The organism is Enterococcus sp. 4G2_DIV0659, assembly GCF_002140715.2.
In the GTDB taxonomy this organism is placed as follows: Bacteria; Bacillota; Bacilli; order Lactobacillales; family Enterococcaceae; genus Enterococcus_L; species Enterococcus_L mansonii.
In genome coordinates this window covers 2,609,250-2,634,876 of the sequence record NZ_NGLE02000001.1, presented here as the reverse complement: position 1 = coordinate 2,634,876, position 25,627 = coordinate 2,609,250, and the positions used below count along the sequence as shown (strand labels likewise).

The following is a 25,627-nucleotide window of genomic DNA, read 5'->3' as shown; positions in this document are numbered from 1 at the left end:
GTTTATCCTCACCTTTCTGAATTTGGCTCTTCAAACGTTTTGGCAACATCAAACGGTATTTGATGTGCAATCTCTATTTTATCAGGAGCTACCTGACAATTGTAAGCAATGACTCTTAAGCCTTGCTTTTGTCCCGTTGAAATCATTTCAGCTAACGCTGGCTGCATGTTTGTATGAATCGTTGCTAATTCAACGTTTTCAAATTGGATCACAAATAGCACATAGCTTTGATACCCTTCATGGATCGCTTCGATTAACTCCGTAACATGTTTTAACCCACGGATTGTTGGCGCATCTGGAAACGCTCCTATCGCATGATTTTCTAATGTCATTCCTTTGACCTCTACAAAAGCCTGTTGACCTGTATCTGTTTCAACTAAAATATCAAATTGTGATTGTGCAAACCGTTTTTCTCTTTTCACTAAAACAATCTGACCGTTTAATTCAGGTAAAGTAATGGTTCCATCTATCAAAGCTTGGCTAGCTAATGCATTAGGAACTTGGCTGTCTATATTAAACCAAGCAGCCTCTTTTTTAACAGCGATCAAGTCATAATCCGTTTTTCTTGTTGGAGAAGGTTGATATGATAAGGCAACTTCTACATTTGGCAATAATAGCTCTTTACAGCGTCCCGTATTTTTCACATGAACCGTTACTTTCTCACCTGTGTCTTGTAGTGTACATTCTGCAATAAAACGATTTGGTCTATGGTTAAATTGTGCCAAATGCACATTAGGATACGTAATCAATATTAACACCCTTTCTTCAAAACAATACCATATTTTGAGCGAAAAAGCATCGTCAACATTTTAAGTTTTTTATAGGAAAAGATTTCCGAATAGTTTGTTCTTCTATTTCATGCTATGATTGTTTTAAAGGAGATTGATACTATGAAAAAACATTGGTCATTATTTTTAGGTGCTTCACTTATCACTGGCATCGCCGGATCCTTATTCTTAAAGAAGAAACAAGAAAAGCAAGCGGAATCAAGTATTCCTGATTCATATAAAAACTATATCGGCAGCTGGTGGTTTATCAATAATCAAAAAGCAACCCAACATACTTTAACAATCGAAAACGATTTACAAATCCTGATTGACAATCGAAAATTAAACTACATGTTAGTTGAGTTAACGAATACACGTCTTGTTGCTCAGGATGAATATGGGTATCATTTAATCATTCAATGTATTGATAGAAAACCTATGTCACTTTACGATGAAGCCGATGATGTGACCTATTTACTAGAATCAAAAAATAAGTCAGATGCTCTTTCTTAAACTACTTAACTGAAATAAAAAAGCGACTAAAACTAGAGGATAAAGTCATCGACGGATGCGTTTATCTTCTAGTTTTACTCGCTTTTATTCATTTTGTCACTCTGTAACTTTTATCTGATCCTCCCATTTACAGCATGCTCTTTGAAGTGAAATACTCAGTATCGTTTACTATTCCACGTAATTTTTTTACCATCACTTCCAAGCGCTCAAATCCCCTAAGGTGTCTGTTCACTCGCTGTTCTCTCTCCTTTTCCGCTCACCGAAAAGTTTAACCGGCCTCCACTTCCTATAATTTGTGTATATTTTTTCGCCCCCCCACATTACTTAATTTTCCTTCTCGTTTCTTTAATTCATCCTCAATTAGGTCTAGAGAAATCTCTTGTTCAACTAATAAAACGAGCAAATGATAAATTAAATCAGAGGTTTCAGCTATTAGCTCTGTTTGATTATTTTTAGCTGCAATGACGACCTCTGTTGCTTCTTCTCCAATTTTCTTGAGAATTTTATCTGTTCCTTGATTAAATAAGTACGTAGTATAAGAATCTTCTTTGGGTATCTTTTTGCGTTTTGCTATTTCTTCATATAATTTTTCAATCATCTATTCTCCCCCTTTTGTCGTACTTTGTCACCAACTAATCTTGCTCAAAAATAACTTCGTAAAAGCAACTATGAGCTCCTGTATGGCACGCGGGTCCTATTTGCTCCACAGTGATTAACAGTGTGTCTTGATCACAATCTGTAACAATACTTATGACTTTTTGACTATGTCCGCTCGTTTCACCTTTATTCCATAATTTTTGACGAGAGCGTGAATAAAACCATGTTGTTTTTGTTTCAAGCGTTTTTTGGTAGCTCACTTCATTCATATACGCTAACATCAAGATTTCCTTTGTTTTTGCTTCGACTATGATTGCTGGGATTATTCCTTTAGAAAAATCTGGCTTCATTGACGAACCTCCACTCCGCTAGAAGCTAATAGTTGTTTTAATTCTGGAATCTTTACTTCACCATAATGAAAAATGCTGGCTGCTAAAGCAGCAGAAACTTTCGTTTGTTCAAATACCTCTACAATATCACTCTCGCTGCCACAACCTCCAGAAGCAATAACAGGAACATTTACCGCATGACAGATTGCTTGATTCAGTGCTAGGTCATACCCTTTTTTAGTGCCATCTGCATCCATACTTGTCACCAATAGTTCTCCGGCTCCTAAAGCCACTGCTTCTATTACCCATTCAATGACATCTAAACCAGTATCTTCACGACCGCCTTTCACAAATACATGCCAAGACTCCCCGATTCTTTTGGCATCAATTGCTACAACTATACATTGAGAGCCAAATTTTGCCGCACCCTCTCTAATTAATTCTGGATGCTCAATTGCCGCTGAATTAAGAGAAATTTTGTCCGCACCTGCTTGAAGGACTTTTTTCATATCTGAAACAGAACGTATTCCACCACCCACAGTTAAAGGGATAAATACCTCTTGTGCTGTTCGTTCAATAACCTCAAGCATGCTGTCTCGTCCATCACTTGTAGCTGTAATATCTAAAAAAACTAATTCATCTGCTCCTTGCTCATTGTATGCTCTGGCAACAGCCACAGGATCACCAACGTCTTGTAGATCAACAAAGTTTATTCCTTTCACCACACGGCCTTGTGTGACATCTAAACAAGGTATAATTCGTTTAGTCAACATAAGTTTCCACCTCCAAGATATCCGCTAACGTAATCGCTCCACTGTAAAAAGCCTTACCAACGATTGCTCCATACAGATTCAACTCTGCTAATTTTAATAAATCGCTCTTACTACTCACACCACCAGAAGCAATAATTTGCATTTCCGGTACTATTTTTGACAGTTTTTCATACTGTTTAAAAGATGGCCCTGTCAGTGTTCCATCCTTTGTGATATCGGTATAAATAATTGTTTTGACACCTAATTCAGCCATCTCTTTTGCCAGTTGCAAATAATCTGTTTCACTTATGTCCAACCAACCACTGATGGCGACTTTCCCATCTTTGGCATCAATTCCCACAGCAATTTTATCTCCGTACTTTTTGACTGCTTCTTTCACTAAATTGGGCTCCTTTAAAGCAGCCGAACCAATAATGACTCGATCGATGCCTAATGCCACATAGTGCTCTATTTGTTCCAATGAACGGATACCTCCGCCGACTTCTATTTTTAAGTTAGTCATGTTTTTCATTTGTTCGATGAGTGGTGCATGTTTAGTGTTACCAAATAAAGCTCCGTCCAAATCCACCACATGTATCATTTGAATTCCTGCTTCTTCAAATTCCTGTGCTTGAGCAATTGGATAGTCATTTACGATTGTTTTTTGTAAAAAATCTCCTTGAACTAAACGAACTGCTTTTCCCTCACGAATATCAATTGCTGGTAAAATCTGCATGTTCAACAACCTCCTTAAATCCTTTTAGGATCTCCAAACCAACCTCACTACTTTTTTCTGGATGAAATTGTGTGCCATAGATATTCCCTTTAGAAATCATCGCTGGTATTTTAATCGAATATTGAGTCAACGCATCAATGACATTCGGCTCACAATCAGCATAATAAGAGTGAACAAAATAAACAAATTGACCATTTATTTTTCGAGTCAATTCTGTTTCCTTTGTGACCATCAATTCATTCCAACCCATATGAGGAACTGGAAAGACCGAATCTTCAGGTAATTTTTCACAAAGCCCCTCAATCAGTCCTAATCCATTTGTAAAACCATTTTCCATGCTTCCTTCTAAAAGCAATTGCATACCTAGACAAACTCCTAAAATAGGTAGCCCATTTTGCGCAACTTCTTGAATCACTTTAACCAAATCACGTCTTTGTAATTCTTCCATTGCTAAAGAAAAAGCACCAACTCCTGGTAAAATCAATCCTTTTGCTTGTCTAATTTCTTGTGGATCGGCGGAAAGCTTGTTTTCTAAACCTACATAATCCAACGCTTTTTGAACATTTTTAGTATTTCCCGTATCATAGTCAACAATAATGATCATTTATAACATTCCTTTCGTGGAATTCACACCTTGAATCTCTGGATTTTCGGTGATTGCCTCTCTTAGCGCTCGACCTGCCGCTTTAAACAATGCTTCAATTTTATGGTGGGTATTTTTTCCATATAAAATTTTTAAATGAAGGTTCATTTGTGTGTTAAAAGCTAGTGCTTGAAAAAACTCTTCTGTCAATTCAGTATCAAATGAACCTAATGTAGGATTATCAAAAACAGCATCGAAAACCAAATAAGAACGCCCGCTTAGATCCAGTGACACCATGCCTAAAGACTCGTCCATCGGTACAAAGCTTGTTCCATAACGATTAATCCTTGCTTTATCTCCTAACGCCTCTTGAATACATTGTCCCAAAACAATGCCCACATCTTCTACTGTATGATGACTATCAACATCTAGATCACCTTCTACTTTTACCTCTAAAGAAATACGGCTATGACGAGCAAATAACGTCAACATATGGTCAAAAAAACCAATTCCTGTTTCAATGTTCACAGGTTCTTGACAATCTAAATTAAGAGTCATTTCAACCTTTGTTTCTGTTGTTTCTCTTCTTAATGTAGCTTTTCTCATGTTCACCCCTCCAATCCTTTCTATTACTCAAACCGACATTCTACTGCACGAGCATGTGCTTCTAACCCTTCTTTTCTTGCTAAAAGAGTAATTGCTTCTTTAGCATTCGCTAAAGCCTCTTTTGTATAATGGGTTACTTGACTATATTTCACAAAATCATAAACCCCAAGTGGTGAATAAAATTTTGCCGTACCACTTGTAGGTAACACATGATTTGTTCCTGAAAGATAATCACCTACTGGCTCTGAAGCATATTCACCTAAAAAAATTGAACCAGCATTTTCTATTTTATTTAAATAATTAATTGGATCAGTTAATTGAATTTCTAAATGTTCTGGTGCAATGTCGTTCATCACTGTAAACATCCCATCAAATGTTTCTGTAATAATCATACATCCGTAGTTTTTGATCGCTTGTTCTGCAATGGCTTTACGCGGCAAGGTTCGTAATTGTCTTTCTATTTCTTTTTCAACTTGTTCTGCTAAAGCAGATGAATTAGTGACTAAAATAGCTCTAGCGAGAATATCATGTTCTGCTTGGGAAAGTAAATCAGCTGCGATATAAGTAGGATTTGCTGAACAATCGGCTATGATTCCAATTTCAGATGGCCCAGCGATCATATCAATACCTACGAGACCAAATACTTGTTTTTTAGCTGTTGCTACATAAATATTTCCTGGTCCGACGATTTTATCTACTTTAGGTATCGTCTGAGTGCCATAAGCAAGTGCTGCAATAGCTTGGGCACCGCCTACTTGAAAAACCTTACTCACACCAGCAATTTTTGCAGCCGCTAAAATAACATCTGGAATTCCAGTTAACGTCGGTGGTGTAACCATAATAATTTCTTTCACACCAGCGATTTTAGCTGGTATGACATTCATCAGCACAGAAGAAGGATATGCAGCGGTACCTCCTGGCACATAAACACCAACACTTTTTAATGGTAAAACTAATTGTCCTCGTAAAACACCATTCTTTTCTGTATCCATAAAATCGTATTGTTTTTGTTTTTGATGGTAACTGATGATATTTTCTTTAGCGGCTTCTAAGGCTGCTATTACTTCTTTTTCTACTCGCTCATATCCCTGTTCTATGGACTGTTTTGAGACAATAAAATCAGCTATTTCTACTTTATCGAATTGCTTAGAATATTCTTTGAGTGCTTGATCACCTTTTTGAATCACTTGTTGAATAATCGTTTGAACTTGTTTTTCTATTTGTCGATTATCTTCTTGTACAAACTTCTGTTCAGCGTTTAAGGCAGCTAAAATGGCTGCTGTACTTCCAGTCAATCGTCTCATCTTTCTTTTCCTCCTTTGATCACAGGTTCCAATTCACTAAATAACCGAAATATTTCTTGCCGTTTACGCTTTAGCACTGCTTTATTCACAATTACTCTAGCCGAAATCGGACAAATATCTTCAAAAATTTCTAAACCATTCTCTTTCAATGTTGTCCCTGTTTCAACAATATCTACAATGGCATCAGCTAGTCCCAAAACAGGCGCTACCTCCACAGATCCTTCGATTTTAATGATCTCAACATCTTCTCCTTTTTTACGAAAATGTTCAGAGGCAACCGTTGGGTATTTGGTGGCGATTCGTTTTCGTTTATAATCATCTGGTTGGTAATTTTTGGTAGAGGCTACGGAAAATTTGCACTTCCCAATTCCCAGATCCAACATTTCATAATAACCAAAAGGATGTTCAATCAATACATCTTTCCCGACGATACCAATATCTGCACCCCCATGACGCACATAGGTTGTGACATCAGCCGCTTTGACCAAAAGAAACGTAAATCTCTGATCTGGACTGGTAAAAATCAATTTTCGCTTTTTATCTTTCATAAACGCAATATCGATTCCTGCTTTTTCAAAAAGAGACAATACTTGATGTTCTAATCGTCCCTTAGTCAAGGCAATCGTTAGCTGTGTCATTCTTCTCCCCCACCTTTATAATAAGTATTTCATTGCCTTTTATATGAATAACTTGGCGATACTTCCATCTTTGTCCATACTCAATAGCTTCTTGTAAGGTGTCAAATAAAGACAATTGATATTTTGGGTTTTCTTTTACAATTTTTTCAGCCTCTTTTAGCTGTCCCAACGAGCAGTGAACTAAAGTTGTTGACTGCTCTAAAGAAGCTAACTCATTGAGTTGGTTCTGCAAAGCAACCAAAGTATCTAAATTAATACCAAATCCTATCGCCGGAATCATTGGATGACCAAATTGTTCTGTCAACTGATCATAGCGACCACCTCTTAAAAATATCTCTGGAACTAAATCTGCATAACCGTTAAATAGTACTCCCGTATAATAATCCATCAAAGCGACTAATCCTAAATCAATGGTCAGTGAAATCGATGGATGACAGCTTTTAATGTGACCCGTCAAGACTTCTAATTCTTTGATTATTGTTCTAATTTGCGACGTCTTTGGCAACAAGGACGTTGCGTAAAGCAGTACTTCACTTGCTTCGCCAAATAATTTTGGCATCGCGCAAATGAATGCATCTAATTCACTAGGATGATTAGTCACAAATGTCGCTAAATCCGTTAAACTTTTATTATTAAAATGAACTTGAAGTTCTTGTTTCATTCGATCATCTAACTGAAGGGATGTAACAATGTATCTAAAAACTTGAGCGTGCCCTAATTCAAAATGAAAATTGGGTATATTCAGTGTTTCTAATATTTCTACAGCACAAGATATACATTCAACTTCTGCTTTTAAAGAAGAATAACCGATTAATTCCATCCCAGCTTGAGTCAGTTCATTTTGTTCACCTAACATATCAACATTTGAACGAAAAATCTTACCGCTATACGATAATTTAAGCGGAGGTTGAATACCAGTTGTCGCTACCACACGTCCGATTGGCACTGTCATGTCTGGTCGTAAAACTAATAGTCGACCTTTAGAATCAAAAAAACGATAAAATTCTTTTTCATCTTTTTCACCACTAGCAAAAACCTCTTCAAACTCGATCATTGGTGTATCAATCCGCTGATAGCCTCTTGTTTTCATAAGATCATTGACTTGTTTTTCTAATTGATATGCCCCATTCGCTTCTTTAAATAATTTATCTTTTGTCCCTGCTGGTAAACTCCGATTCCATTTCATAACATTCCCTCCGATTTTAAAAGCGTTGCGGACTCGTTCTGGCTCGAATGAAAAATAGAAAAACTGACTGTGACGCTTTTCAGCACATTCATGTTTTATCTTTTTTCCGAGAGACTAGTCCATAAAAATCATACCTCAAAAATAAAAAAAGCCCTCTTGGCAAATAAGCCAAGAGGACGAGAAATTTTTCACGTGGTCCCACCTCAGATTTGTTTTTACTTCACAGCAAAAACCTCTGTTAGTCATACAAACTAAGGAGTGATAACGGACTCTCCGATTTTTCCTACTATCAATATTTCAGAAAAACAACTTACAGGCGTGTTCAATGACGATTCGTTATTTCCTCTCAGCAACCGGAAACTCTCTCATACAAATCTCTTCACTTACTATTCTGATCATCGTTCTTTCATTTTATTATCATATTTTTCTAAACAATTTATCATGAATACCCAATATAGTCAATAGATTTTTTTGCTTTCTCGAAAAAAAATAACTTAATTTAGCACTACAGGAAATGTTTTCGTCCTTTAAATCACTTATACTAAAATTAACACAAAGGAGAGAAGCAACATGCCACCAGAATTATTATCTGAACTAATAGATGAAATAGAAAAAAATCTCAAAACAACCCAAACTACAGATGAACTCGCTAAAAAAACTGGTTATTCCCTTTATTACTTTTATCGTCTATTTTCTTCCTCTATGGGTATGTCTTTGTCTGCCTATACCTTAAATAGAAAACTAAAAAAAGCACTTGCTGAAATTGCATCAGGGGAAACAGCTGTAGAAGTCGCACTAGCATATGGCTTCAATACATATGCAGGTTTTTATAAAGCCTTTGTGAAAGAATATGGCTGCTCTCCTAAAAAGTATTTGACTATTTATAAAAATGAAAAGATAGAAACAAAAAAACGGGAGATGAATTACTTGCATTTAACAAAAAAAGAAATCAAACACTATTTAAGTCATTGGTCTATTGATCCTACATTTGAAATAACAGAAATTCCACTGTCCAATGGGATCAGTACCTCAGAAAAAGTTTGGAAGATTGGTGAGGATTACTACCTTTATCATACTTATGACCGCAGCGGTGAGCTTAAAAATATTGCGATTGCTGAATCTTTACACACACATGGACTACCTTCTGCACTTCCCGTTCAAACAATAACTGGACAACCATATATCGATAATAATTCGCTGATCATTCTAAAAAAAGGAATTACAGGAGAACCTTTATCTATCAATGAAATAATGGGACGAACAAATGACGATCAGATTACCGCATATGGTACGTCTATCGCAAAACTGCATAAAGCTTTTTTGGAAGTTGAAACACAGATTTTATGCGATCCGTCAGATCTGTTCAAACTATTAACAACCTGGGCTCTACCTAAAGTACAACAACAAGTCAAACAATGGTCCTTAAAAATACCAACAGATTTTTTCAAAAATTTCCTTACCAAATTAAGTACATTAAATAACAAACTTCCTATACAGATCATCCACCGTGATCCCAATTTCAGTAACATCTTATTTTGTGAACAAATAGTCAGTGGTTTTGTCGATTTTGATTTAGTTGAAAAAAATATTCGGCTGTTTGATCCTTGTTATTGCGCAACAAGTATTCTAAGTGGTTTTGAGACAGATAACTATCCTCATTGGCTTCCTATTCTAGCATTGATTTTAAAAGGTTATGATCAGGAAAATCCTTTGACAAAAGAAGAAAAGTCCGCTATTTTTTATGTAATCTGCGGTATTCAAATGATCTGTGTTGCCTACTTCGGAGACGCTAACCATGACGATCCTAATTTCAAGCGATTAGCAAAAAACAATCGGGCAATGTTAACATTTATTGTTGACAATCAAAAAAACATTGAACAAATATTCGCTAAATAATTCCAGAGTCTGAGTTCATCTCCCTTTGAGTTATTGAACTCAGACTCTGGATTTGTCTAAATCATCCCTTTACTTAACAGGAAGACAAAACTCACAAAATCCAGCGTCAATTTGTTTAAGTGTGTACCTTTCTAAAACAGGTCGTTTATTATCTAAAACAAGTAAATATTCCTTCATAAAATCTGGCTGCATAGCGACTTGCCAAAAATGTTGTACCGCTTTTTTTGTATGTTCTACTTGAAAAACGGCATATTTACCGTTCTCAAGTATTGCTTCGTTTAGACCTTCGATTGTTTCATCGCCTGCAGAGACAGCCACACATACATCATATATACACTCATCTTTAGGTGTGTTTTGATCACTCCAAGCAATCCCGTAAATCGTCGTCCCCTCACTGTAGCTATTTGCATCTATCAACTTTTCTTTTAACGTCTCCATCAATTGTCTATTCTGTTCACCATAACAACCGATTCGTCTTAAATAAAAAATTCGTTGACTAGGTATCATTTCAATGTTCATACGTTTTCTTCTCCTTTACTTTTTAGAGAGGATATTGATCAATGTCGTTCTCATAAATAGCGTAATCCCTATTAAAATATTTTTCAAGTCTCATTTTAAAACTTTTTATGTAAATCTTAGATAGGGAAAAACATCGATTCATCGTTGATTTAACAGCATTCCTACACTCTTCGGTAGAATGATGGAAAACCAAATCTGACCAAATCCACCTACTTTTCCATCAAATTTCAGGCTTGTCTAAGAGCGAATCAATCGCTTCAACCACTTGTTGATCTGATTTTGCATATAAATGACCATACGTGCCTAATGTAATTTGAATCGTTGCATGTCCCATTCTTTCTTGGATAGCTAGTGGTTGCATGTTTTGGTCAACCAGCAACGCCACATGGGAATGCCTTAACGAATGAAGTTTAATCGGCTTGATACCTGCTTTCCTTGCAGCATCTTTCAGCCAAGTCGAAAATGAATAATTAGGTGTAAAGGTGCCATCTAATTGGGAGACATATTCAAAATGACCAACCATTTTTTGCAGCTTTTTCCAATTTGCTAACTTTTTTGAAAGACTTTTCCCTATTCCAATGGTTCGAAAAGTTTTTTTAGATTTTGGTGTAGAAAAGTACCAGTCATCTTTTCCATTATAGATCAGCGTTTTTTCAATCGTAATCTGACGCTTTTTTAAATTCACATTTGCCCAAGATAAAGCTTGTAATTCACCAATTCGTATCCCAGAATAAAATAATAGTTCAACCATCATTTTTCTGTGTTGATTTTGAATAGAATCCTCTGATATGACAGACATGACTTGTTTAAATTCCTGCACTTCCCAAAAATCAACTTTTTTATTTTCAACAGGAAAATGAGAGACCTTATCAACAGGATTCTTTTCAATCAAACCTTCTTTAACCGCTCGCTCCAAAATGATTCTTAAATGCCCTAAGATACGGTTAATATATGACTTAGACAATGTTTCCTTATCGTCTTTCTTTCTGGAGTTTCTAGTTGCTGTTTGACTCAATTCAAACATCCACGCTTCAATATCTTGCACACGAATGGATTGACTGTACCAATACCAGTGATTGCAACTCGTTTATTCATTATTTTTCTCCTCATATCTGCTTAATACTGTTGCTGAATGAATACCCCCAAATCCACTTGCTGATGTTAAAACGGTATTTACATCCATTCTTTTTTTCTTTTTCAAATAATATAAATCACATTCTGAATCTTTATATTCATAATTTATATTTGGCGGAAGAAATCCTGTATGGAAAACCCCAGCGCAGGCTAATACCCCAACAAGGCCTGCAACTGCCAGCGGATGACCTACCATAGATTTACTTGAACTAATTGGTATTTTTTTTGCATATTTACCAAAAGAACTTTTTATTGCTTCTGTTTCGCATTTATCATTTTGTTTAGTAGAACTTCCATGAGCATTGATATATCCAAACTCATTAATTTTCTTCCCAGCTCTTTTAATTGCCATGCTAATTGCTTTTTCCAAGTACTTTGATTCTTTTAAATCAGTCATGTGGTATGCGTTGTTATAGCTAGCAAAAGAGTCTATTTCACAATATATATGGGCTTCTCTTTGAAGGGCATGATCTAAATCCTCTAATGTAAAGAAAACGCTACTTTCCCCTATAACAAATCCTTGTCTTTTAAAATCAAAAGGTCTTGATGCTTTTTTTGGATCTCCGGTCCATTTAGAAAGTGCATTTATGACATCTAATGTTGCATATGTTAACGATGTTAAGGGAGCTTCTGACCCACCAATTAATAATACTTTTGCCACTCCTTCTTTTATCAAATTAAATCCTTCTCCAATAACATCTAATCCTGCTGTACACCCTGTTGATAACGCATAGCATACATTTCTTAATCCATATTTTTTTGCTATATATGCACCAGGAAAATTAAACATTCCCGCATTATAAAATCTTTCTCCAGTTTTTTTGTAAGACACTTCTTTTTTTCCTTTATCTGTGATATCTTCATATATTTCTTGAATAGTCGGAGTACCACCAATTGCTGAACAAGTAATTATTCCTATTTCATCACTTTCGATATCATTAAAATCAATTTTCGAATCTTTGATAGCTTGTTCTGCAGCGTATACACATAATTTTGAAAATCGCGATTCATTTACTATTTCTTTATTCTGTTCAATTAATTCATTCAAATCAGTTTCAATTTTTGAATTAACCTTTGAAGAAATATTTATTTTGTCCATATCATTATCGTAATTGGTTTGTGAAATTCCTGATTGAGAGTTTTTCCAAAATTCTATTTTATTTTTCCCAGCTGGACTTATTACACCAATTCCTGTTATTACTACTCTACCCATAAAAAGTCCTCCTATTTTTCTATATATAAGATAAAAAATGGCCGACTATACTTATTCACTACATCTATTTCTTTCCTTGGTAATATTCTGTACCTCCCATTTAAAATTAAAATTTTATAGATTAGTGACCCTTTCTTTTCTTATATTTTTTTTGCATTTTCTTTTCAAATCTTTCCTTTTTTTCCTCTTCTTTATCTTTTTTACTTTGCTTCTTCTTTAATATTTTATATTGACTTCTTGATTCGCTGATAGTCTTTTGCGCTTTAGTTGATATTCCTATATTTTTTTCTTTATTTATTTTACGTTGCATTCTTTTGGGGTTAATCTTTCCTTTTGGGAGTTCTTTTTCTGATATATTTTTGATGCTACTCCATTTATAATCATTTCGATCTACTAAAAGACTCAAATCCCAATTTACAAAGTGTTCGATTTCTGCATTTTTAGGTTCAGGACCAAAGATATGTTTAAAAACTCGATAATCATCATTTTTTCCCGCATACTCAATCAAACCACACCATAAGGTGCCATCAAAATAAACTGTTAGCTTCACAACAACCATCTCCTAGAATCTAATGATTTTAAAACTGAATTGAAAACATTTCTTCGTCAATAAAAAATTAAGAAGCCCTAAATAAAAAACATACTCACATGAAACTTAAGTAAAACCGGTTGATATCTATTTTTTTAACTTATTAACGTTAAACAAATTTACCAGTTTGATTAGGAAATAGCAATGATTTCAAATATTTAAAAATGAACAAGTAATATGCCATTTTAAAATATTTTGAAGAGGATGGCTAAAGATAACAAGCCTTTAATTGGTTCATAATTTCCTTGTAACTTTAAAATTCTATTGACCTATTTTATTTTGAACTAACATTCGTTCTTTATAAAATAGTTTAATCTTTTCTAAAAATGAGAGAATTCTTGACTCTGCATACCTTTCTAGACTTAAAAAGAATTTTATTTGTCATCATTATTATGATATGCTTAATTTATCCATCTATAGAATGAAAGGGATGAGGAGGATGATCTTAAACAAACCAGAAACTAGCAAATTAGCATTAATGAGTTACTTAATAGAACAACACAAATCTATCTCAAAAGAATTCTTAACTGATAAATTCCACATTTCTTTATCCACTCTGAAAAGGCGTATTCATTCTATAAATGATGAACTAAAAACAATAAAGGAGTTCCACTACATAGAAATATTAGATCAAACTAATGGTTACTATTGGCATAATCCCACTCCGTTCAATGATCGATACGTCTTGAAAAAAATTAATTTAAGCTATCATTTAGATTCCATTCAATTTCAATTATTTCAAAAAATATTTTTAGGTTCTAATTATACCCTCCCAAACTTAGCAAAAATCTTGTCAATTAGCTTACCTTATCTTTACCACTTATTATTTTATGCAAATAAATTTTTAGCAAAGTTCTCTATTAAAATTGAATATGCAAAAAATCTAGATAAAATTTCTATCTCTGGCAGTGCACTTACTATTCGACTATTTGAATCCTATTTCTTTTGGAGTATTTCTCAGGATATTCATTGGCCATTCAAAAGTATTACAGTGGACGAACTTTATTCTTGCTTCTCAGAAAAAGAGCTGAAAAATTTGTTCAACTTTTCCCTTTCTAAGCAATCAAAATATCTATATTCATTGGCTGTTGTTCATCATCTCCATTTTTTTGAGAAGGAACAATTACAACTAGACTCAACTTTTAAAGAAATACTCGTTGTATTTCAAGAAACAAATAATTTATCTTGTCCATTAGAGAAATTATTAACTACTCATTATCAAACCGAACCTGATTCTCAAAAATTAAAAAATGAGTACCTATTCTTTAATTTTATTAGTCGCCTATTCGACTCCTACAAAGATATAGAGGACATTCAGATTGAAATAGGGGAAAAACTATTTATACTCGACAATGAGCTAATTACATACTGTAGACAATTAATCCAGTCTTTATCTGAAAAATTTCCTACGATTGAAGCTCTACCAAATTATTTCAAACTAAAATTTAAGCTTTTATATTTTTTAACATTATATTTTTCCAATATTTTTTATGTCCACTTTGATTCTTCATATTTGAAAGATTTTATGTTAATAAATCCAAATCTAAATACAATGAACTCAAAAGCATTTAAAGAAAGTAAAAATTTTATTGATAACTTTATTAAAGAAAAACCTTTAAAAAATGACCAAATAATCTCTAAATTCCATTCCACATTACTCTATAGTCAAATTTATTACGTTATTTCAAATGTTATTGACGATCAATTGACTATTTATATTCACTTTTCAAAAAATATGTTTGGAGAATCATATATTGAAGCAGAACTTTATAAGCTATTTGGAAAAGAAAATATCATTATTGTACCCACTATAGAAGAAGCACAGATTGTGATTTCTGATTTTTATGAATATAAATATAAAAACGAAAACTATTTTTATTTTGAGGATATCAAAGATAAAAAATGCTGGAAGGAATTGTTTTCTTTTGTTCAAGAGCACCGATTAAATATGATGAGTTAAATCTATAAATTTACTTATCTATGTGCAGGTTTCAATCTACTTTTGATAGTTATGGAATTAGATTACTATTCAATGCAGCTCACATTCTATTAAAACAACGATAGAAATACGAAAAACAATGGTATTGGAGAAGTACAATCCAATACCATTGTTTTATTAGGATTCTTTTTCTTTAATAGTTAAGGACATTCAATCTTCTAATACTTGGTAGCCCTTTTTGTTCGAGTTTTTTTAATGTATTTACCGAGATTCCTAAGTAAGCGGCAGCCTTGTTTTGCTTCAAAAACGGTTGATCAATCACTGCACTTTTCCTTGCTTCCTGCAAGCTTTCTAGCAACATATCATAGATACTTTTTTGCAACGATGCAAGTTGTTCCTCTGATAAAATAATCTTAACTTCAGCGCTCAACATTTCCACTCCTTCCATATTTTTGATCCACAACTTGATATGTTTGTACACCTTCTCTCTCTAAATAAATGCTGCTATCTACACAGCTATTATAGCTCTTTTTTTTCAATCATAGTAAAAAAATACATTATCTCTCCTTTTCAAACATACAAAAAGACGCCCTTAAACTAGGCGTCCCTAAATAAACTATTTAATTAAAAATATGGATTGCTGCTCTAACTGATGTCGTTTATTTCCTACAATACACATCAAATTTGTATAACGAATTTTATTTTTGTGACTGGATAATTTCTACCAGAAAATGAAAATTATTCATTTCAATAAAATTATTCCACCTACAAAACATGCTAGAACCGTTGATACATTAAGGAAACACCCGGGTTTCACTCTGGTAGAATTTTCTGGTAGAAAACGTTAAATAACACGAAAAAATGACATTTTTGGTAGAATTTTGGAAAACTGACAGTGAAAAAGCGGGTTTATTCTTCTTTTAGGTTGTTGATTTAACGCCATTCTCACTGAGTTTTGTCACTATTTCCGATACATCACTTATACGATACAAAAACAGCTAGAAATCCCCAGAACTCCGCTGTCCAGATACCCTTATTAGCCCAAAATAAATTTATTCCTTATCCTTACACAAGTTAGTCAATAATCGGCTTACTCTCAACTGTCATTTTTGTAAGCCATTTGTTCGTTGATTCCCACGCAAAATATATTTATATTTTTTATACTATAAAAAGTTAAAAAAATTATATTTATATAGGAGAATGATATGAACGGAAACCAATTAAAACTTATTATGATGGGCTTGATGGCTCTGGATCATCTTATCCCACTTTTACCACCGCAATTTAACACGCCTATTCATATGTTGACTCGCTGTGTCGCTGTCTTCTTTGCTTTTATGGCTGTTGAGGGCTTCCACTACACAAGAAATCGAAGAAGATACCTATTACGTTTATATGGCTTTGCCGCAATCATGTTTGTTGGGAATACGTTGATTGACACGCTGATTACTAAAGAGCCCATGTATCAGATTCACAACAATATTTTTTTGACATTAGCTATTGGTGTAACGATCTTGACGCTAATTGATTTTGCTAAACAGGTGAAAGAACCTTTTTTTAGAATATCATCCATCGTTCTAGCAATTTTTTTAACATTAGGAACTTTTTTAGGAGTGATTCCCGCAGAAGGGGAATTTGTTGTTATCCCATTTATGTTACTCAGCTATTTCTTCAGGGAAAATCCGAAAAAAAGAGATATTTCCTATCTTATTTTTGCAATTCCATTATTTGTAATGCCTTTACTTGGTTTACCCAATTACTCTTTTAATATGATCAAAATGATGCTTGAAGCAAACCCAGACTTTCTATTTATTTTAGTGATTCCTTTTATTCACTTGTACAATGGTCAAAAAGGGAGCAGTAATCCGACCTTTAAATATTTATTTTACGTATTTTATCCAGCACATTTATGGATTATTGCTTTGGTTAATTTTTATTTAAATCAAGCCTAATTATGTAAAAAAACGCGAATTTAAGAGCAATCTCTTAGCTTCGCGTTTTAAAATTTATTTTCCACTATATTTCGCTTGTACTTTTTTTGGTAACTTAACCAAGACTAGTTGATAAGATTTTCTTAAAAATGAAGCTAGCTGTTCTTGTGTAAAGGATGAATTTTCCAACATAAATGAATTCCAATGCGTTTTATTTGCGTAATATCCTGGTACTACATCTGGATACTGTTCTCGCAAAAGCTCATTTTCCTCTGGATCGCCTTTTACCGTCATCACCCAATCGCCAGCTTTATTTGTTCCTAACATGCAAAAACATTTTTTTTCGATTCCAAAGTAATCGCAATCCCAATCTTCTCGATAAGCAACACTTGCGCCAGGCCATTTCCTTGCTTCATTTTTTAAATAAGCAATTTTCTTATCCATCATTTTACACATCCTGACTATTACAGAACAGACTTAAAAGATTACCATCTACATCTTGAATAATTGCATAATATTGTCCCCAAAATGCGTGCCAAGGTTCTTTAAAAATCTCATAATCAAATGCCTTCATCTTTGCACATAGCTGATCGATCTCAGTCGGTGATTCACAAAGAAAAGCCAACTCAATTTTATCCCCTTCACTTTTTGGTTCATAGCCATAAATTCCAGCAACCATTTTTTTCGTATTTAAAGAAATTCTTGTTCCAGCATGATCAAGCTCCACATAATCAGCATTTTTTTCACCAACGGTTTCAAAACCTAGACGTTCGTAAAACAGGATTGCTTGTTCCATTGATTCAACGATGATCCCAACCATATCTAATTTCATTCAGAAACACTCTCCTTCATATTTTTAACTCAATTATACATTAGCGATTGAACATACACCTTGTCAAACGCTTATCTTTCAATTTTTTAGCTATTTGATTGATAGCTCATCGTTGCATGTACTGCCTGTAACCAACCGTCGTATAGTTGATTCCGTTTTGAATCCGTAATTTGAGCCTCAAAGCGTTTACCACTATGGGTAAATGTTTTGATTTCATCTAAGTCTTTCCAAAAGCCAACTGCTAATCCTGCCAAATAAGCAACTCCTAAAGCGGTTGTTTCAGAAAAAATTGACGCTTCAACTGGTTTATCAATAATATCCGCCTGAAATTGCATTAACAAATCATTTTTAGAGGCTCCGCCATCTGCCCGCAATAATTTAATGTTGATCTTGGATTCATCTTCCATCGTCTTAATCACATCAGCTGTTTGAAAAGCAATCGACTCCAAGGTTGCACGAATCAAATGTTCTTTCGTCGTTCCTCGAGTAAGACCAAAAATTCCGCCTCGAGCATCTTGATCCCAATAAGGAGCACCTAAACCAGTAAATGCAGGTACAACATAGACACCGTCAGAATCGCTGACTTGATTAGCTAATTCTTCTGATTGACTAGCATCTTCAAACAATTTCAACCCATCACGCAACCATTGAATCGCAGAACCTGCAACAAAAATACTACCTTCTAAAGCATACGTTACTTTTCCAGCAATCCCATAACCAATTGTTGTCAGTAACCCATTTTTAGATAAAATCGCTTTTTCACCGGTATTCATCACAATAAAAGCGCCCGTACCGTAAGTATTTTTAACCATCCCTTTCTCAAAAGCCGCTTGGCCAAATAAAGCCGCTTGCTGGTCTCCTGCCATTGCAGCGATGGGAATATTTTCTCCATAAAAATGATAGTCTTCTGTATAGCCATATATTTCAGCATTTGAGCATACTTTTGGCAACATCATTCTAGGAATATCTAAAATATTCAAAATTTCTTGATCCCAGTCTAATGAATGAATATTGAATAACATCGTTCGACTAGCATTGGTGTAATCTGTTTTATGAACCTTCCCACCAGTAAGCTTCCACAATAACCATGTATCAATCGTACCAAATAATAATTGTCCTGCTTCAGCTTTCTCTTTTGCTCCAGCCACACTTTCTAACAACCATTTGACTTTTGTTGCAGAAAAATAAGAATCAATAATTAGTCCTGTTCGTTCTTGGAAAAAATCTTGATAGCCCTTCTCTTTTAACTGATCTGCAATTTCACTTGTTTGTTTTGATTGCCAAACGATTGCATGATAAATTGGCTCGCCGGTCTTCTTGTCCCAAACAACAGTGGTTTCCCGTTGATTTGTAATACCAATCGCCTTGATTTGGGCCGGTTTTAGTTTTGATTCAATCAGCACATCCGCAATAACTGATTGTACTGAATGCCATATCTCGTTAGCATCATGTTCCACCCAACCTGGTTGAGGAAAATGCTGGTTCAATTCTTTTTGTGCTTTCGCAATTTCACTTCCAGTTTGATCAAAAATAATCGCACGAGAACTTGTTGTTCCTTGATCTATAGATAATATATATTTTCTTTGTTTCACGTCTTGTTCGCCCCTCAACAAATGATACTTTCATTATAAAGCAAAATGAAGATAAAAGTCATATCTATCATAATAAAAAAGAAAAGCTGGAAACAAAGTGGCTTTAAAAATAACCCTAAATTCCCCAATTTTAAAAGCATCGATTCCCTTGCATTCATCACAGTACCCTACTAAATTCCTTTATTTCTCAAGAATTATTAAGACACCTATTTTTTCAATGAAATCAGAAACTCTAATTAATTTTTAATAGTATCTTTTTCACTGTTATGTAAAAAAATAAAAAAGGATCTTAAAAAAAACAAGCAACTAGAAAACGTTATCAATACTGTGTTTTCACACCGTCTTATTTTTAAAAGCACCTCTGTAATTTTTTTTAAGATTAATATCTTATTAAATGGTCAAAAAAAGAATTTTCTGATAAACTTAGTCTGATGGCTTCTTTGAAAGGATGAAAATTATGACCCCAAATCGCGAAGACTACCTAAAGTTGATTTTTGAATTAGGTGGCGATGAAAATAAAATCAATAACAAACAAATCGTTTCTGGCTTAAATGTTTCTGCCGCATCTGTAAGTGAAATGATCTCAAAATTAGTAAAAGAAGGTCTTGTTGAACATTCACCTTACCAAGGCGTTCAACTAACAGAATCGGGGTTAAAAAAAGCCAGTACGCTGATACGTAAACATCGCTTATGGGAAGTATTTTTAGTTGAACACTTAAACTATTCATGGAACGAAGTACATGATGAAGCCGAAGTTTTAGAACATGTTACTTCACAAACACTGGCAAATCGCTTATCCGCTTATCTAGAACAACCAAAATTTTGTCCTCATGGCGGAGTAATTCCAGATGACGATCAACCTGTTCACGAAGAAAAACGTCAAACACTAGCAGACTATCCTGTAGGCACAAAAATTCGAATTGCTCGTGTTTTAGATGAAAAAGAATTGCTGGATTACCTAGTATCTATTGATTTGAACATTCATGAAGAATATACGATCAATGAGATTGCAGCGTATGAAGGACCAATTAATATCAGTAACCATACAAAAAATTTAGCAATCAGTTATAAAGCCGCAAGCACCATTTTTGTTGATCAATTATAAATCGCAGGCTTATACAGACAATTAGAAAGCGGGGAACACAATGAAAGAACAAATTGCTCTATTTACTATATTTGGCGGCACAGGAGATTTGGCGAAAAGAAAACTTTATCCCTCTTTATTCCGATTATACCGCAAAGGAAATCTAGCTGAACATTTCGCCGTTATTGGTACGGCTCGTAGAGAATGGTCTGATGATCATTATCGCGAAATCGTTCGTGAAACAATTCAAGAATTAAAGCCAACGCAAGAAGAAGCCGATGCTTTTTCAAGTCATTTTTATTACCAATCTCATAATGTGAATGACTCTGAGCATTATGATACTTTAAAAAAATTATCCGATAAATTAAATGATCAATATAAATTAGGCGGTAATCATATCTACTACTTAGCAATGGCTCCTCAATTCTTTGGCACCATTGTTCAGCACCTAAAATCACAAGAAATCTTAACTGACGAAGGATTTGATCGATTAATCATTGAAAAACCATTTGGGTCAGACTATGATTCTGCGTATCAATTAAATGAAGAAATTCGTGCTGTTTTTCCTGAAAAAGATATTTTTAGAATCGATCACTACTTAGGAAAAGAAATGATCCAAAATATCTCTGCTATTCGCTTTGCCAATAACATTTTTGAATCGCAATGGAATAATCGTTACATCGATAATGTCCAAATTACTTTTGCCGAAAGTCTTGGAGTAGAAGATCGTGGTGGCTATTATGAGCATAGTGGTGCATTAAAAGACATGGTTCAAAACCATATTTTACAAGTTGTTGCCTTGCTTGCTATGGAGCCACCTGTAGCCTTCTCTGAAACTGAAATTCGTACGGAAAAAGTTAAAGCACTCCAAGCGATTCGCCTTTATTCAGAAGAAGAGGCATTAGAAAATTTTGTTCGAGGACAATACGGCGAGGGAAAACTGGAAGACAATACGTTTGTTAGTTATCGAGAAGAACCAAATGTCGATGAAAATTCTCAGACAGAAACCTTTGTTGCTGGAAAATTCCTAATTGATAATTTCCGTTGGTCTGGTGTTCCCTTTTATGTCCGCACAGGAAAAAGACTAACAGAAAAGGGTACTCGCATTAATATCGTCTTTAAACAAGTTCCTGTTAATGTCTTTAAAGACGACATCGATAAATGCGGAGAAAAAACGGATCTACCACCAAACGTCTTGACGATCTATATTCAACCAACAGAAGGTTTTTCAATGACTTTAAATGGGAAAGAAATCGGACAAGGCTTTACAACAACACCAGTAAAATTAGATTATCGCCATAGTGCAGAAACAACAGGCAATAGTCCTGAAGCTTATGAAAAACTTCTATTAGACAGTTTAAATGGAGACGGAACAAACTTCTCTCATTGGGATGAGGTCGCTCAATCTTGGCGTATCGTTGATATTATCCGTCAAGCTTGGGATAAAACAACTATTGACTTCCCTAATTATTCAGCAGGTTCAATGGGACCAGATGCTGCTTTTGAACTATTAGAAAAAGACGGTTTTTCTTGGGATTGGCAACCAGATGCTTGGTATCGTGAAAGAGGAAAACTAAATTAAAAAAAACAATCAGCTCCGATGTGAGCTGATTGTTTTTTTAGTATAACATTCTTCTTATCTATTAATCATAGACTTTGGTTATTATTCTTCAAATCCTTCAGCTACAGCTTCTGGATAATTTTCCTCAACGATTGTCGCACAACGACCGCATAAATGAGGTAATGTTTCATGTTCACCAACATCTGTGCGTACTGCACGGCAACGATCACATGTTTCACCCTCTGCTTTTTCCACAAGAATTGACATGTTCTCAAATGTTATCGCACTTTCAGGTACCACGTCAGTTGCTGTCGCAACTTCAAATCCTGAAACAATCATTAATTGTGCAACATCTGCATCTACCGCTGTCAATAACTGACGAACTTGTTCATTTGGATAAATCCTTACTTTCGCTTCTAATGATTTACCGATTAATTTAGAATTACGGGCTTCTTCCAACGCTTTTAAGACATCATCTCTAAAGTCCATAAAGGCTGCCCACGTATCTAGTAATTCTTGTTGATTAGCAAATTCTTCATATCCTGGGAACTCGGCTAATTGAACATAGTCTTCTTCTTCTTTTAAGAAGCTCCAGATTTCCTCAGATGTATGAGGAATGATCGGTGTTAATAATTTTGTTAAGGCTACGGCTGTTTGATAGAACACAGTTTGCATACAACGACGTTGATAATTATCTTCTGCTTCAATATAGACCACATCTTTAGCAAAGTCTAAATAAAATGAAGACAAATCAACTGTTAAGAAATTCATCACAGAGCGATAGATTTGCATGAAATTATATTTTTCATAGCCTTTTTCACGAATTTCTTTGATTACTTGATTTAAACGAACCATCATATATTTATCCACAGAACGTAATTCTTCATATGCTACCGCATGTTCTTGAGGTTCAAAATCACTTGTATTAGCCAATAAGAAACGCATTGTATTACGGATTTTACGGTAAACTTCAGATACTTGGTTCAAAATATCCATTGACACACGTACATCTGCTTCATAATCTACACTACTTACCCACAAGCGTAAAATATCCGCACCCATTTGTTTAATCACTTTATCAGGCACAATTGTGTTCCCTAGTGACTTACTCATTTTGCGTCCTTCACCATCTAAAGTAAATCCTTGCGATAACACAGCTTTGTAAGGCGCAACACCATTGATTGCTACACTGGTTGTAATACTTGAATTAAACCAACCACGATATTGATCAGAACCTTCCAAGTACATATCAGCAGGGAACGTCAGCTCTGGACGTTGACGTAAGACCGCTTCATGAGAAGAACCAGAGTCAAACCAAACATCCATGATATCATTTTCTTTTGTAAATACACCATTTGGAGACCCAGGATGCGTATAACCTTCTGGCAATAATTCTTTTGCTTCACGTTTGAACCAAATATTTGAACCATGCTCAGCAAATAATTCTGCTACATGCTCGATTGTTTCTGGTGTAATGATTGCTTCTCCATTTTCTGCATAGAAGATTGGTAAAGGTACACCCCAAGCACGTTGACGAGAAATGACCCAATCCCCACGGTCACGAATCATATTGTATAAACGTGTTTTTCCCCAAGGTAAAATCCAATCCACTTTTTCTACTTCATCTAAAATATTTTGACGGAATTTATCGATTGACGCAAACCATTGCGGTGTTGCACGGAAAATAACCGGTTTTTTCGTACGCCAATCATGTGGATAACTATGAGTAAAGAAATCTAATTTCAATAATGCATCTTTTTCATCAAGTAAGGCTGTAATCATAGGATTTGCTTTATCATAGAAAACTCCTTCAAAACCAGGAGCCTCGTCAGTGAATACGCCTCGGTTATCCACAGGAGAAAGAACATCTAAGTTGTATTTTCTACCAACGATATAGTCATCTTCACCATGCCCAGGAGCGGTGTGAACTAAACCAGTACCAGCATCTAATGTTACATGGTCTCCTAACATGACTAAAGATGTACGATCATAGAAAGGATGTTGTGCAGTCATATATTCCATGTCTTTCCCTGAAATAGTTTCCACAACTTCTACTTCTTCCCAACCAATTGCTTCTTTTACTGTATCTAAAAGGTCTTTAGCCACAACATATTTTTTACCATAAGCCTTAACAACAACATATTGATAATCTGGATTAACTGAAATTCCTAAGTTAGCAGGAAGTGTCCATGGTGTTGTTGTCCAAATCACGAATGATGTATCTGTATCTAAAAGACCTTTTCCATCAACCACTTTGAATGTCACATAGATAGATGGCGATTTAACATCTTTGTATTCAATTTCGGCTTCTGCTAATGAAGATTCACTTGATGGCGACCAATAAATTGGTTTTAGCCCTTTATAGATATATCCCTTTTCAGCCATTTTCCCAAATACACGGATTTCAGCAGCTTCATAAGATGGATCTAATGTGACATAAGGATTTTCCCAATCCCCCGCTACACCTAAACGCTTGAAATCTTCACGTTGTGTGTCCACTTGTGAGCGGGCATATTCTTCACATTTTTCACGATATTCAGCTAAAGTCATTTCTTTTCTTTTGATACCTTTGTTTGTCAATACTTGCTCAATTGGTAATCCATGTGTATCCCATCCAGGAACATAAGGAGAACGGAATCCAGACATTGATTTTGAACGGATGATAATGTCTTTACTGATTTTATTTAAAGAGTGCCCTAAATGAATATTTCCATTTGCATATGGCGGTCCATCATGTAAAACAAATGTTGGCTTCCCTTCATTTAATTCTTGACGTTTTTCATAAATTTTTTGTTCTTCCCATTCTTTTTGCCATTCAACTTCACGGTTTGGCAAGTTCCCACGCATTGGAAAAGCTGTTTTTCCCAACTGTAATGTTTCTTTCATTTTCATTTTTTATTTCCTCACTTTCATTTATAACTATTGATTATACATTCAACTGCTTTGTATCGTGTAATTTAGTTCGATATCTACTTTAGCAAAGCAAATCGTAGCTTTTCTATGATTAAAACTTTAACTCCTATAAATCATCAGGCAAATCTTATCTTTCAAACATCTTTTACTGCGTTTTTACAATTCACTTTGTTCTTCGTGATTTATAAAACTGAGATTTAGAGTAACTTATGGTGATTCACAGCAAAACAAAAAGTACCTTCATCCCAAGGGACGAAAGTACTCGTGTTACCACCCAAATTTAAAATAATCAATTAAAATCAATTATCTCCTCTATGATTGTTAACGAAATCAGTCGTCAAATTCTACTACATTCAAATTTGAGTAAAATAGAGGATCTTTTCAATACCAGGGTCTGTCAATCTTTCACTATC

25 protein-coding genes and 1 other annotated feature are annotated in these 25,627 nt (G+C 34.7%); of the genes, 6 read left to right on the top strand and 19 right to left on the bottom strand.

Translation table 11 applies throughout. The features are described from left to right. Positions 1-8: 8 nt before the first annotated feature. Positions 9-746: a DNA/RNA nuclease SfsA gene (sfsA, locus tag A5880_RS12365; RefSeq protein ID WP_179190392.1), complete on the bottom strand. Its 738-nt coding sequence runs from the start codon at positions 744-746 to the stop codon at positions 9-11. Between the two features lie 144 nt (positions 747-890). Here sfsA and A5880_RS12360 point away from each other — a divergent pair, with 144 nt between their 5' ends. Continuing rightward, positions 891-1,280 (top strand): DUF4828 domain-containing protein, encoded by a 390-nt coding sequence (locus tag A5880_RS12360; protein WP_086329334.1) that lies wholly within the window; start codon positions 891-893, stop codon positions 1,278-1,280. A gap of 286 nt (positions 1,281-1,566) precedes the next feature. Here A5880_RS12360 and hisE read toward each other — a convergent pair whose 3' ends face one another. Genes hisE through hisZ form a run of 9 tightly spaced genes read right to left on the bottom strand, consistent with a single transcriptional unit; the run spans position 1,567 to position 8,011 of the window. Next, on the bottom strand, positions 1,567-1,878 hold the full coding sequence (hisE, locus tag A5880_RS12355) for a phosphoribosyl-ATP diphosphatase (protein WP_086329333.1): 312 nt from the start codon (positions 1,876-1,878) through the stop codon (positions 1,567-1,569). Between the two features lie 34 nt (positions 1,879-1,912). Continuing rightward, a complete protein-coding gene (gene hisI, locus A5880_RS12350; RefSeq protein WP_086329332.1) occupies positions 1,913-2,227 on the bottom strand; it encodes a phosphoribosyl-AMP cyclohydrolase in 315 nt (104 codons plus the stop codon). Continuing rightward, the gene (gene hisF, locus A5880_RS12345; protein ID WP_086329331.1) at positions 2,224-2,979 is read right to left on the bottom strand and encodes an imidazole glycerol phosphate synthase subunit HisF; all 756 of its coding nucleotides are present in this window, start codon (positions 2,977-2,979) and stop codon (positions 2,224-2,226) included. Before hisF ends, hisI begins: the two co-directional genes overlap by 4 nt. Continuing rightward, a complete protein-coding gene (hisA, locus tag A5880_RS12340) occupies positions 2,969-3,694 on the bottom strand; it encodes a 1-(5-phosphoribosyl)-5-[(5-phosphoribosylamino)methylideneamino]imidazole-4-carboxamide isomerase (RefSeq protein WP_086329330.1) in 726 nt (241 codons plus the stop codon). Before hisA ends, hisF begins: the two co-directional genes overlap by 11 nt. Next, positions 3,672-4,298: an imidazole glycerol phosphate synthase subunit HisH gene (gene hisH / locus A5880_RS12335; protein WP_086329329.1), complete on the bottom strand. Its 627-nt coding sequence runs from the start codon at positions 4,296-4,298 to the stop codon at positions 3,672-3,674. Before hisH ends, hisA begins: the two co-directional genes overlap by 23 nt. Then, positions 4,299-4,883, bottom strand: coding sequence for an imidazoleglycerol-phosphate dehydratase HisB (gene hisB / locus A5880_RS12330; protein WP_086329328.1), 585 nt, complete (start codon positions 4,881-4,883; stop codon positions 4,299-4,301). Between the two features lie 23 nt (positions 4,884-4,906). After that, positions 4,907-6,187, bottom strand: a complete 1,281-nt coding sequence (gene hisD / locus A5880_RS12325) for a histidinol dehydrogenase (RefSeq protein ID WP_086329327.1) — start codon at positions 6,185-6,187, stop codon at positions 4,907-4,909. Beyond that, positions 6,184-6,825 carry an ATP phosphoribosyltransferase gene (gene hisG / locus A5880_RS12320; RefSeq protein WP_086329326.1) on the bottom strand — a complete coding sequence of 214 codons (642 nt, stop codon included), beginning with the start codon at positions 6,823-6,825 and terminating at the stop codon, positions 6,184-6,186. Before hisG ends, hisD begins: the two co-directional genes overlap by 4 nt. Beyond that, positions 6,797-8,011: an ATP phosphoribosyltransferase regulatory subunit gene (gene hisZ, locus A5880_RS12315; RefSeq protein WP_086329325.1), complete on the bottom strand. Its 1,215-nt coding sequence runs from the start codon at positions 8,009-8,011 to the stop codon at positions 6,797-6,799. The genes hisG and hisZ overlap by 29 nt, the downstream gene beginning before the upstream one ends. Before the next feature lie 169 nt (positions 8,012-8,180). Next, positions 8,181-8,419, bottom strand: a binding site (T-box leader). Positions 8,420-8,581: 162 nt separating this feature from the next. Between hisZ and A5880_RS12310 the strand changes: the two genes are divergently transcribed. Continuing rightward, positions 8,582-9,907: a helix-turn-helix domain-containing protein gene (locus A5880_RS12310; protein ID WP_086329324.1), complete on the top strand. Its 1,326-nt coding sequence runs from the start codon at positions 8,582-8,584 to the stop codon at positions 9,905-9,907. Positions 9,908-9,976: 69 nt separating this feature from the next. Here A5880_RS12310 and A5880_RS12305 read toward each other — a convergent pair whose 3' ends face one another. The 4 genes from A5880_RS12305 to A5880_RS12290 all read right to left on the bottom strand — a co-directional run bounded on the left by A5880_RS12305 (position 9,977) and on the right by A5880_RS12290 (position 13,323). Further along, entirely contained in the window at positions 9,977-10,426 is a 450-nt protein-coding gene (locus A5880_RS12305) for a GyrI-like domain-containing protein (protein WP_086329323.1), read from the bottom strand. A gap of 220 nt (positions 10,427-10,646) precedes the next feature. After that, a complete protein-coding gene (locus tag A5880_RS12300) occupies positions 10,647-11,441 on the bottom strand; it encodes a tyrosine-type recombinase/integrase (RefSeq protein ID WP_336577155.1) in 795 nt (264 codons plus the stop codon). A 72-nt stretch (positions 11,442-11,513) separates the two neighbouring features. Beyond that, complete coding sequence (locus A5880_RS12295) at positions 11,514-12,773, bottom strand: beta-ketoacyl-[acyl-carrier-protein] synthase family protein (protein ID WP_086329321.1); 1,260 nt, start codon at positions 12,771-12,773, stop codon at positions 11,514-11,516. A 121-nt stretch (positions 12,774-12,894) separates the two neighbouring features. Continuing rightward, complete coding sequence (locus tag A5880_RS12290; RefSeq protein WP_086329320.1) at positions 12,895-13,323, bottom strand: YjdF family protein; 429 nt, start codon at positions 13,321-13,323, stop codon at positions 12,895-12,897. Positions 13,324-13,801: 478 nt separating this feature from the next. Here A5880_RS12290 and A5880_RS12285 point away from each other — a divergent pair, with 478 nt between their 5' ends. After that, entirely contained in the window at positions 13,802-15,322 is a 1,521-nt protein-coding gene (locus A5880_RS12285) for a helix-turn-helix domain-containing protein (RefSeq protein WP_336577153.1), read from the top strand. A gap of 172 nt (positions 15,323-15,494) precedes the next feature. Here the strand turns inward: A5880_RS12285 and A5880_RS12280 are convergent, their stop codons facing one another. Then, a complete protein-coding gene (locus A5880_RS12280) occupies positions 15,495-15,734 on the bottom strand; it encodes a DNA-binding transcriptional regulator Fis (RefSeq protein ID WP_143353613.1) in 240 nt (79 codons plus the stop codon). A 772-nt stretch (positions 15,735-16,506) separates the two neighbouring features. On the opposite strand from A5880_RS12280, the gene A5880_RS12275 reads away from it, so the two are divergent. Continuing rightward, a complete protein-coding gene (locus A5880_RS12275; RefSeq protein WP_086329317.1) occupies positions 16,507-17,253 on the top strand; it encodes a TraX family protein in 747 nt (248 codons plus the stop codon). Between the two features lie 54 nt (positions 17,254-17,307). Here the strand turns inward: A5880_RS12275 and A5880_RS12270 are convergent, their stop codons facing one another. The 3 genes from A5880_RS12270 to glpK form a co-directional block, all read right to left on the bottom strand. Further along, positions 17,308-17,679: an MmcQ/YjbR family DNA-binding protein gene (locus A5880_RS12270; RefSeq protein ID WP_256924772.1), complete on the bottom strand. Its 372-nt coding sequence runs from the start codon at positions 17,677-17,679 to the stop codon at positions 17,308-17,310. 1 nt (position 17,680) lies between these two features. Next, complete coding sequence (locus A5880_RS12265) at positions 17,681-18,064, bottom strand: VOC family protein (RefSeq protein ID WP_086329316.1); 384 nt, start codon at positions 18,062-18,064, stop codon at positions 17,681-17,683. Between the two features lie 86 nt (positions 18,065-18,150). After that, the gene (gene glpK, locus A5880_RS12260) at positions 18,151-19,656 is read right to left on the bottom strand and encodes a glycerol kinase GlpK (RefSeq protein ID WP_086329315.1); all 1,506 of its coding nucleotides are present in this window, start codon (positions 19,654-19,656) and stop codon (positions 18,151-18,153) included. 457 nt (positions 19,657-20,113) lie between these two features. Between glpK and efaR the strand changes: the two genes are divergently transcribed. Both efaR and zwf read left to right on the top strand, forming a co-directional pair. Beyond that, complete coding sequence (efaR, locus tag A5880_RS12255; RefSeq protein WP_086329314.1) at positions 20,114-20,761, top strand: transcriptional regulator EfaR; 648 nt, start codon at positions 20,114-20,116, stop codon at positions 20,759-20,761. Between the two features lie 40 nt (positions 20,762-20,801). Then, positions 20,802-22,322: a glucose-6-phosphate dehydrogenase gene (gene zwf / locus A5880_RS12250; RefSeq protein WP_086329313.1), complete on the top strand. Its 1,521-nt coding sequence runs from the start codon at positions 20,802-20,804 to the stop codon at positions 22,320-22,322. 81 nt (positions 22,323-22,403) lie between these two features. Here the strand turns inward: zwf and ileS are convergent, their stop codons facing one another. Next, positions 22,404-25,193, bottom strand: coding sequence for an isoleucine--tRNA ligase (gene ileS / locus A5880_RS12245; protein WP_086329312.1), 2,790 nt, complete (start codon positions 25,191-25,193; stop codon positions 22,404-22,406). Between the last annotated feature and the right edge of the window lie 434 nt (positions 25,194-25,627).

What these genes read in the sequence shown, in the direction of transcription:
- A5880_RS12360 (WP_086329334.1), top strand. Translation starts at nt 891, where the DNA reads ATGAAAAAACATTGGTCATTATTTTTAGGTGCTTCACTTATCACTGGC.
- hisE (WP_086329333.1), bottom strand. Translation starts at nt 1,878, where the DNA reads ATGATTGAAAAATTATATGAAGAAATAGCAAAACGCAAAAAGATACCC.
- hisI (WP_086329332.1), bottom strand. Translation starts at nt 2,227, where the DNA reads ATGAAGCCAGATTTTTCTAAAGGAATAATCCCAGCAATCATAGTCGAA.
- hisF (WP_086329331.1), bottom strand. Translation starts at nt 2,979, where the DNA reads ATGTTGACTAAACGAATTATACCTTGTTTAGATGTCACACAAGGCCGT.
- hisA (WP_086329330.1), bottom strand. Translation starts at nt 3,694, where the DNA reads ATGCAGATTTTACCAGCAATTGATATTCGTGAGGGAAAAGCAGTTCGT.
- hisH (WP_086329329.1), bottom strand. Translation starts at nt 4,298, where the DNA reads ATGATCATTATTGTTGACTATGATACGGGAAATACTAAAAATGTTCAA.
- hisB (WP_086329328.1), bottom strand. Translation starts at nt 4,883, where the DNA reads ATGAGAAAAGCTACATTAAGAAGAGAAACAACAGAAACAAAGGTTGAA.
- hisD (WP_086329327.1), bottom strand. Translation starts at nt 6,187, where the DNA reads ATGAGACGATTGACTGGAAGTACAGCAGCCATTTTAGCTGCCTTAAAC.
- hisG (WP_086329326.1), bottom strand. Translation starts at nt 6,825, where the DNA reads ATGACACAGCTAACGATTGCCTTGACTAAGGGACGATTAGAACATCAA.
- hisZ (WP_086329325.1), bottom strand. Translation starts at nt 8,011, where the DNA reads ATGAAATGGAATCGGAGTTTACCAGCAGGGACAAAAGATAAATTATTT.
- A5880_RS12310 (WP_086329324.1), top strand. Translation starts at nt 8,582, where the DNA reads ATGCCACCAGAATTATTATCTGAACTAATAGATGAAATAGAAAAAAAT.
- A5880_RS12305 (WP_086329323.1), bottom strand. Translation starts at nt 10,426, where the DNA reads ATGAACATTGAAATGATACCTAGTCAACGAATTTTTTATTTAAGACGA.
- A5880_RS12295 (WP_086329321.1), bottom strand. Translation starts at nt 12,773, where the DNA reads ATGGGTAGAGTAGTAATAACAGGAATTGGTGTAATAAGTCCAGCTGGG.
- A5880_RS12285 (WP_336577153.1), top strand. Translation starts at nt 13,802, where the DNA reads ATGATCTTAAACAAACCAGAAACTAGCAAATTAGCATTAATGAGTTAC.
- A5880_RS12280 (WP_143353613.1), bottom strand. Translation starts at nt 15,734, where the DNA reads ATGTTGAGCGCTGAAGTTAAGATTATTTTATCAGAGGAACAACTTGCA.
- A5880_RS12275 (WP_086329317.1), top strand. Translation starts at nt 16,507, where the DNA reads ATGAACGGAAACCAATTAAAACTTATTATGATGGGCTTGATGGCTCTG.
- A5880_RS12270 (WP_256924772.1), bottom strand. Translation starts at nt 17,679, where the DNA reads ATGATGGATAAGAAAATTGCTTATTTAAAAAATGAAGCAAGGAAATGG.
- A5880_RS12265 (WP_086329316.1), bottom strand. Translation starts at nt 18,064, where the DNA reads ATGAAATTAGATATGGTTGGGATCATCGTTGAATCAATGGAACAAGCA.
- efaR (WP_086329314.1), top strand. Translation starts at nt 20,114, where the DNA reads ATGACCCCAAATCGCGAAGACTACCTAAAGTTGATTTTTGAATTAGGT.
- zwf (WP_086329313.1), top strand. Translation starts at nt 20,802, where the DNA reads ATGAAAGAACAAATTGCTCTATTTACTATATTTGGCGGCACAGGAGAT.
- ileS (WP_086329312.1), bottom strand. Translation starts at nt 25,193, where the DNA reads ATGAAAATGAAAGAAACATTACAGTTGGGAAAAACAGCTTTTCCAATG.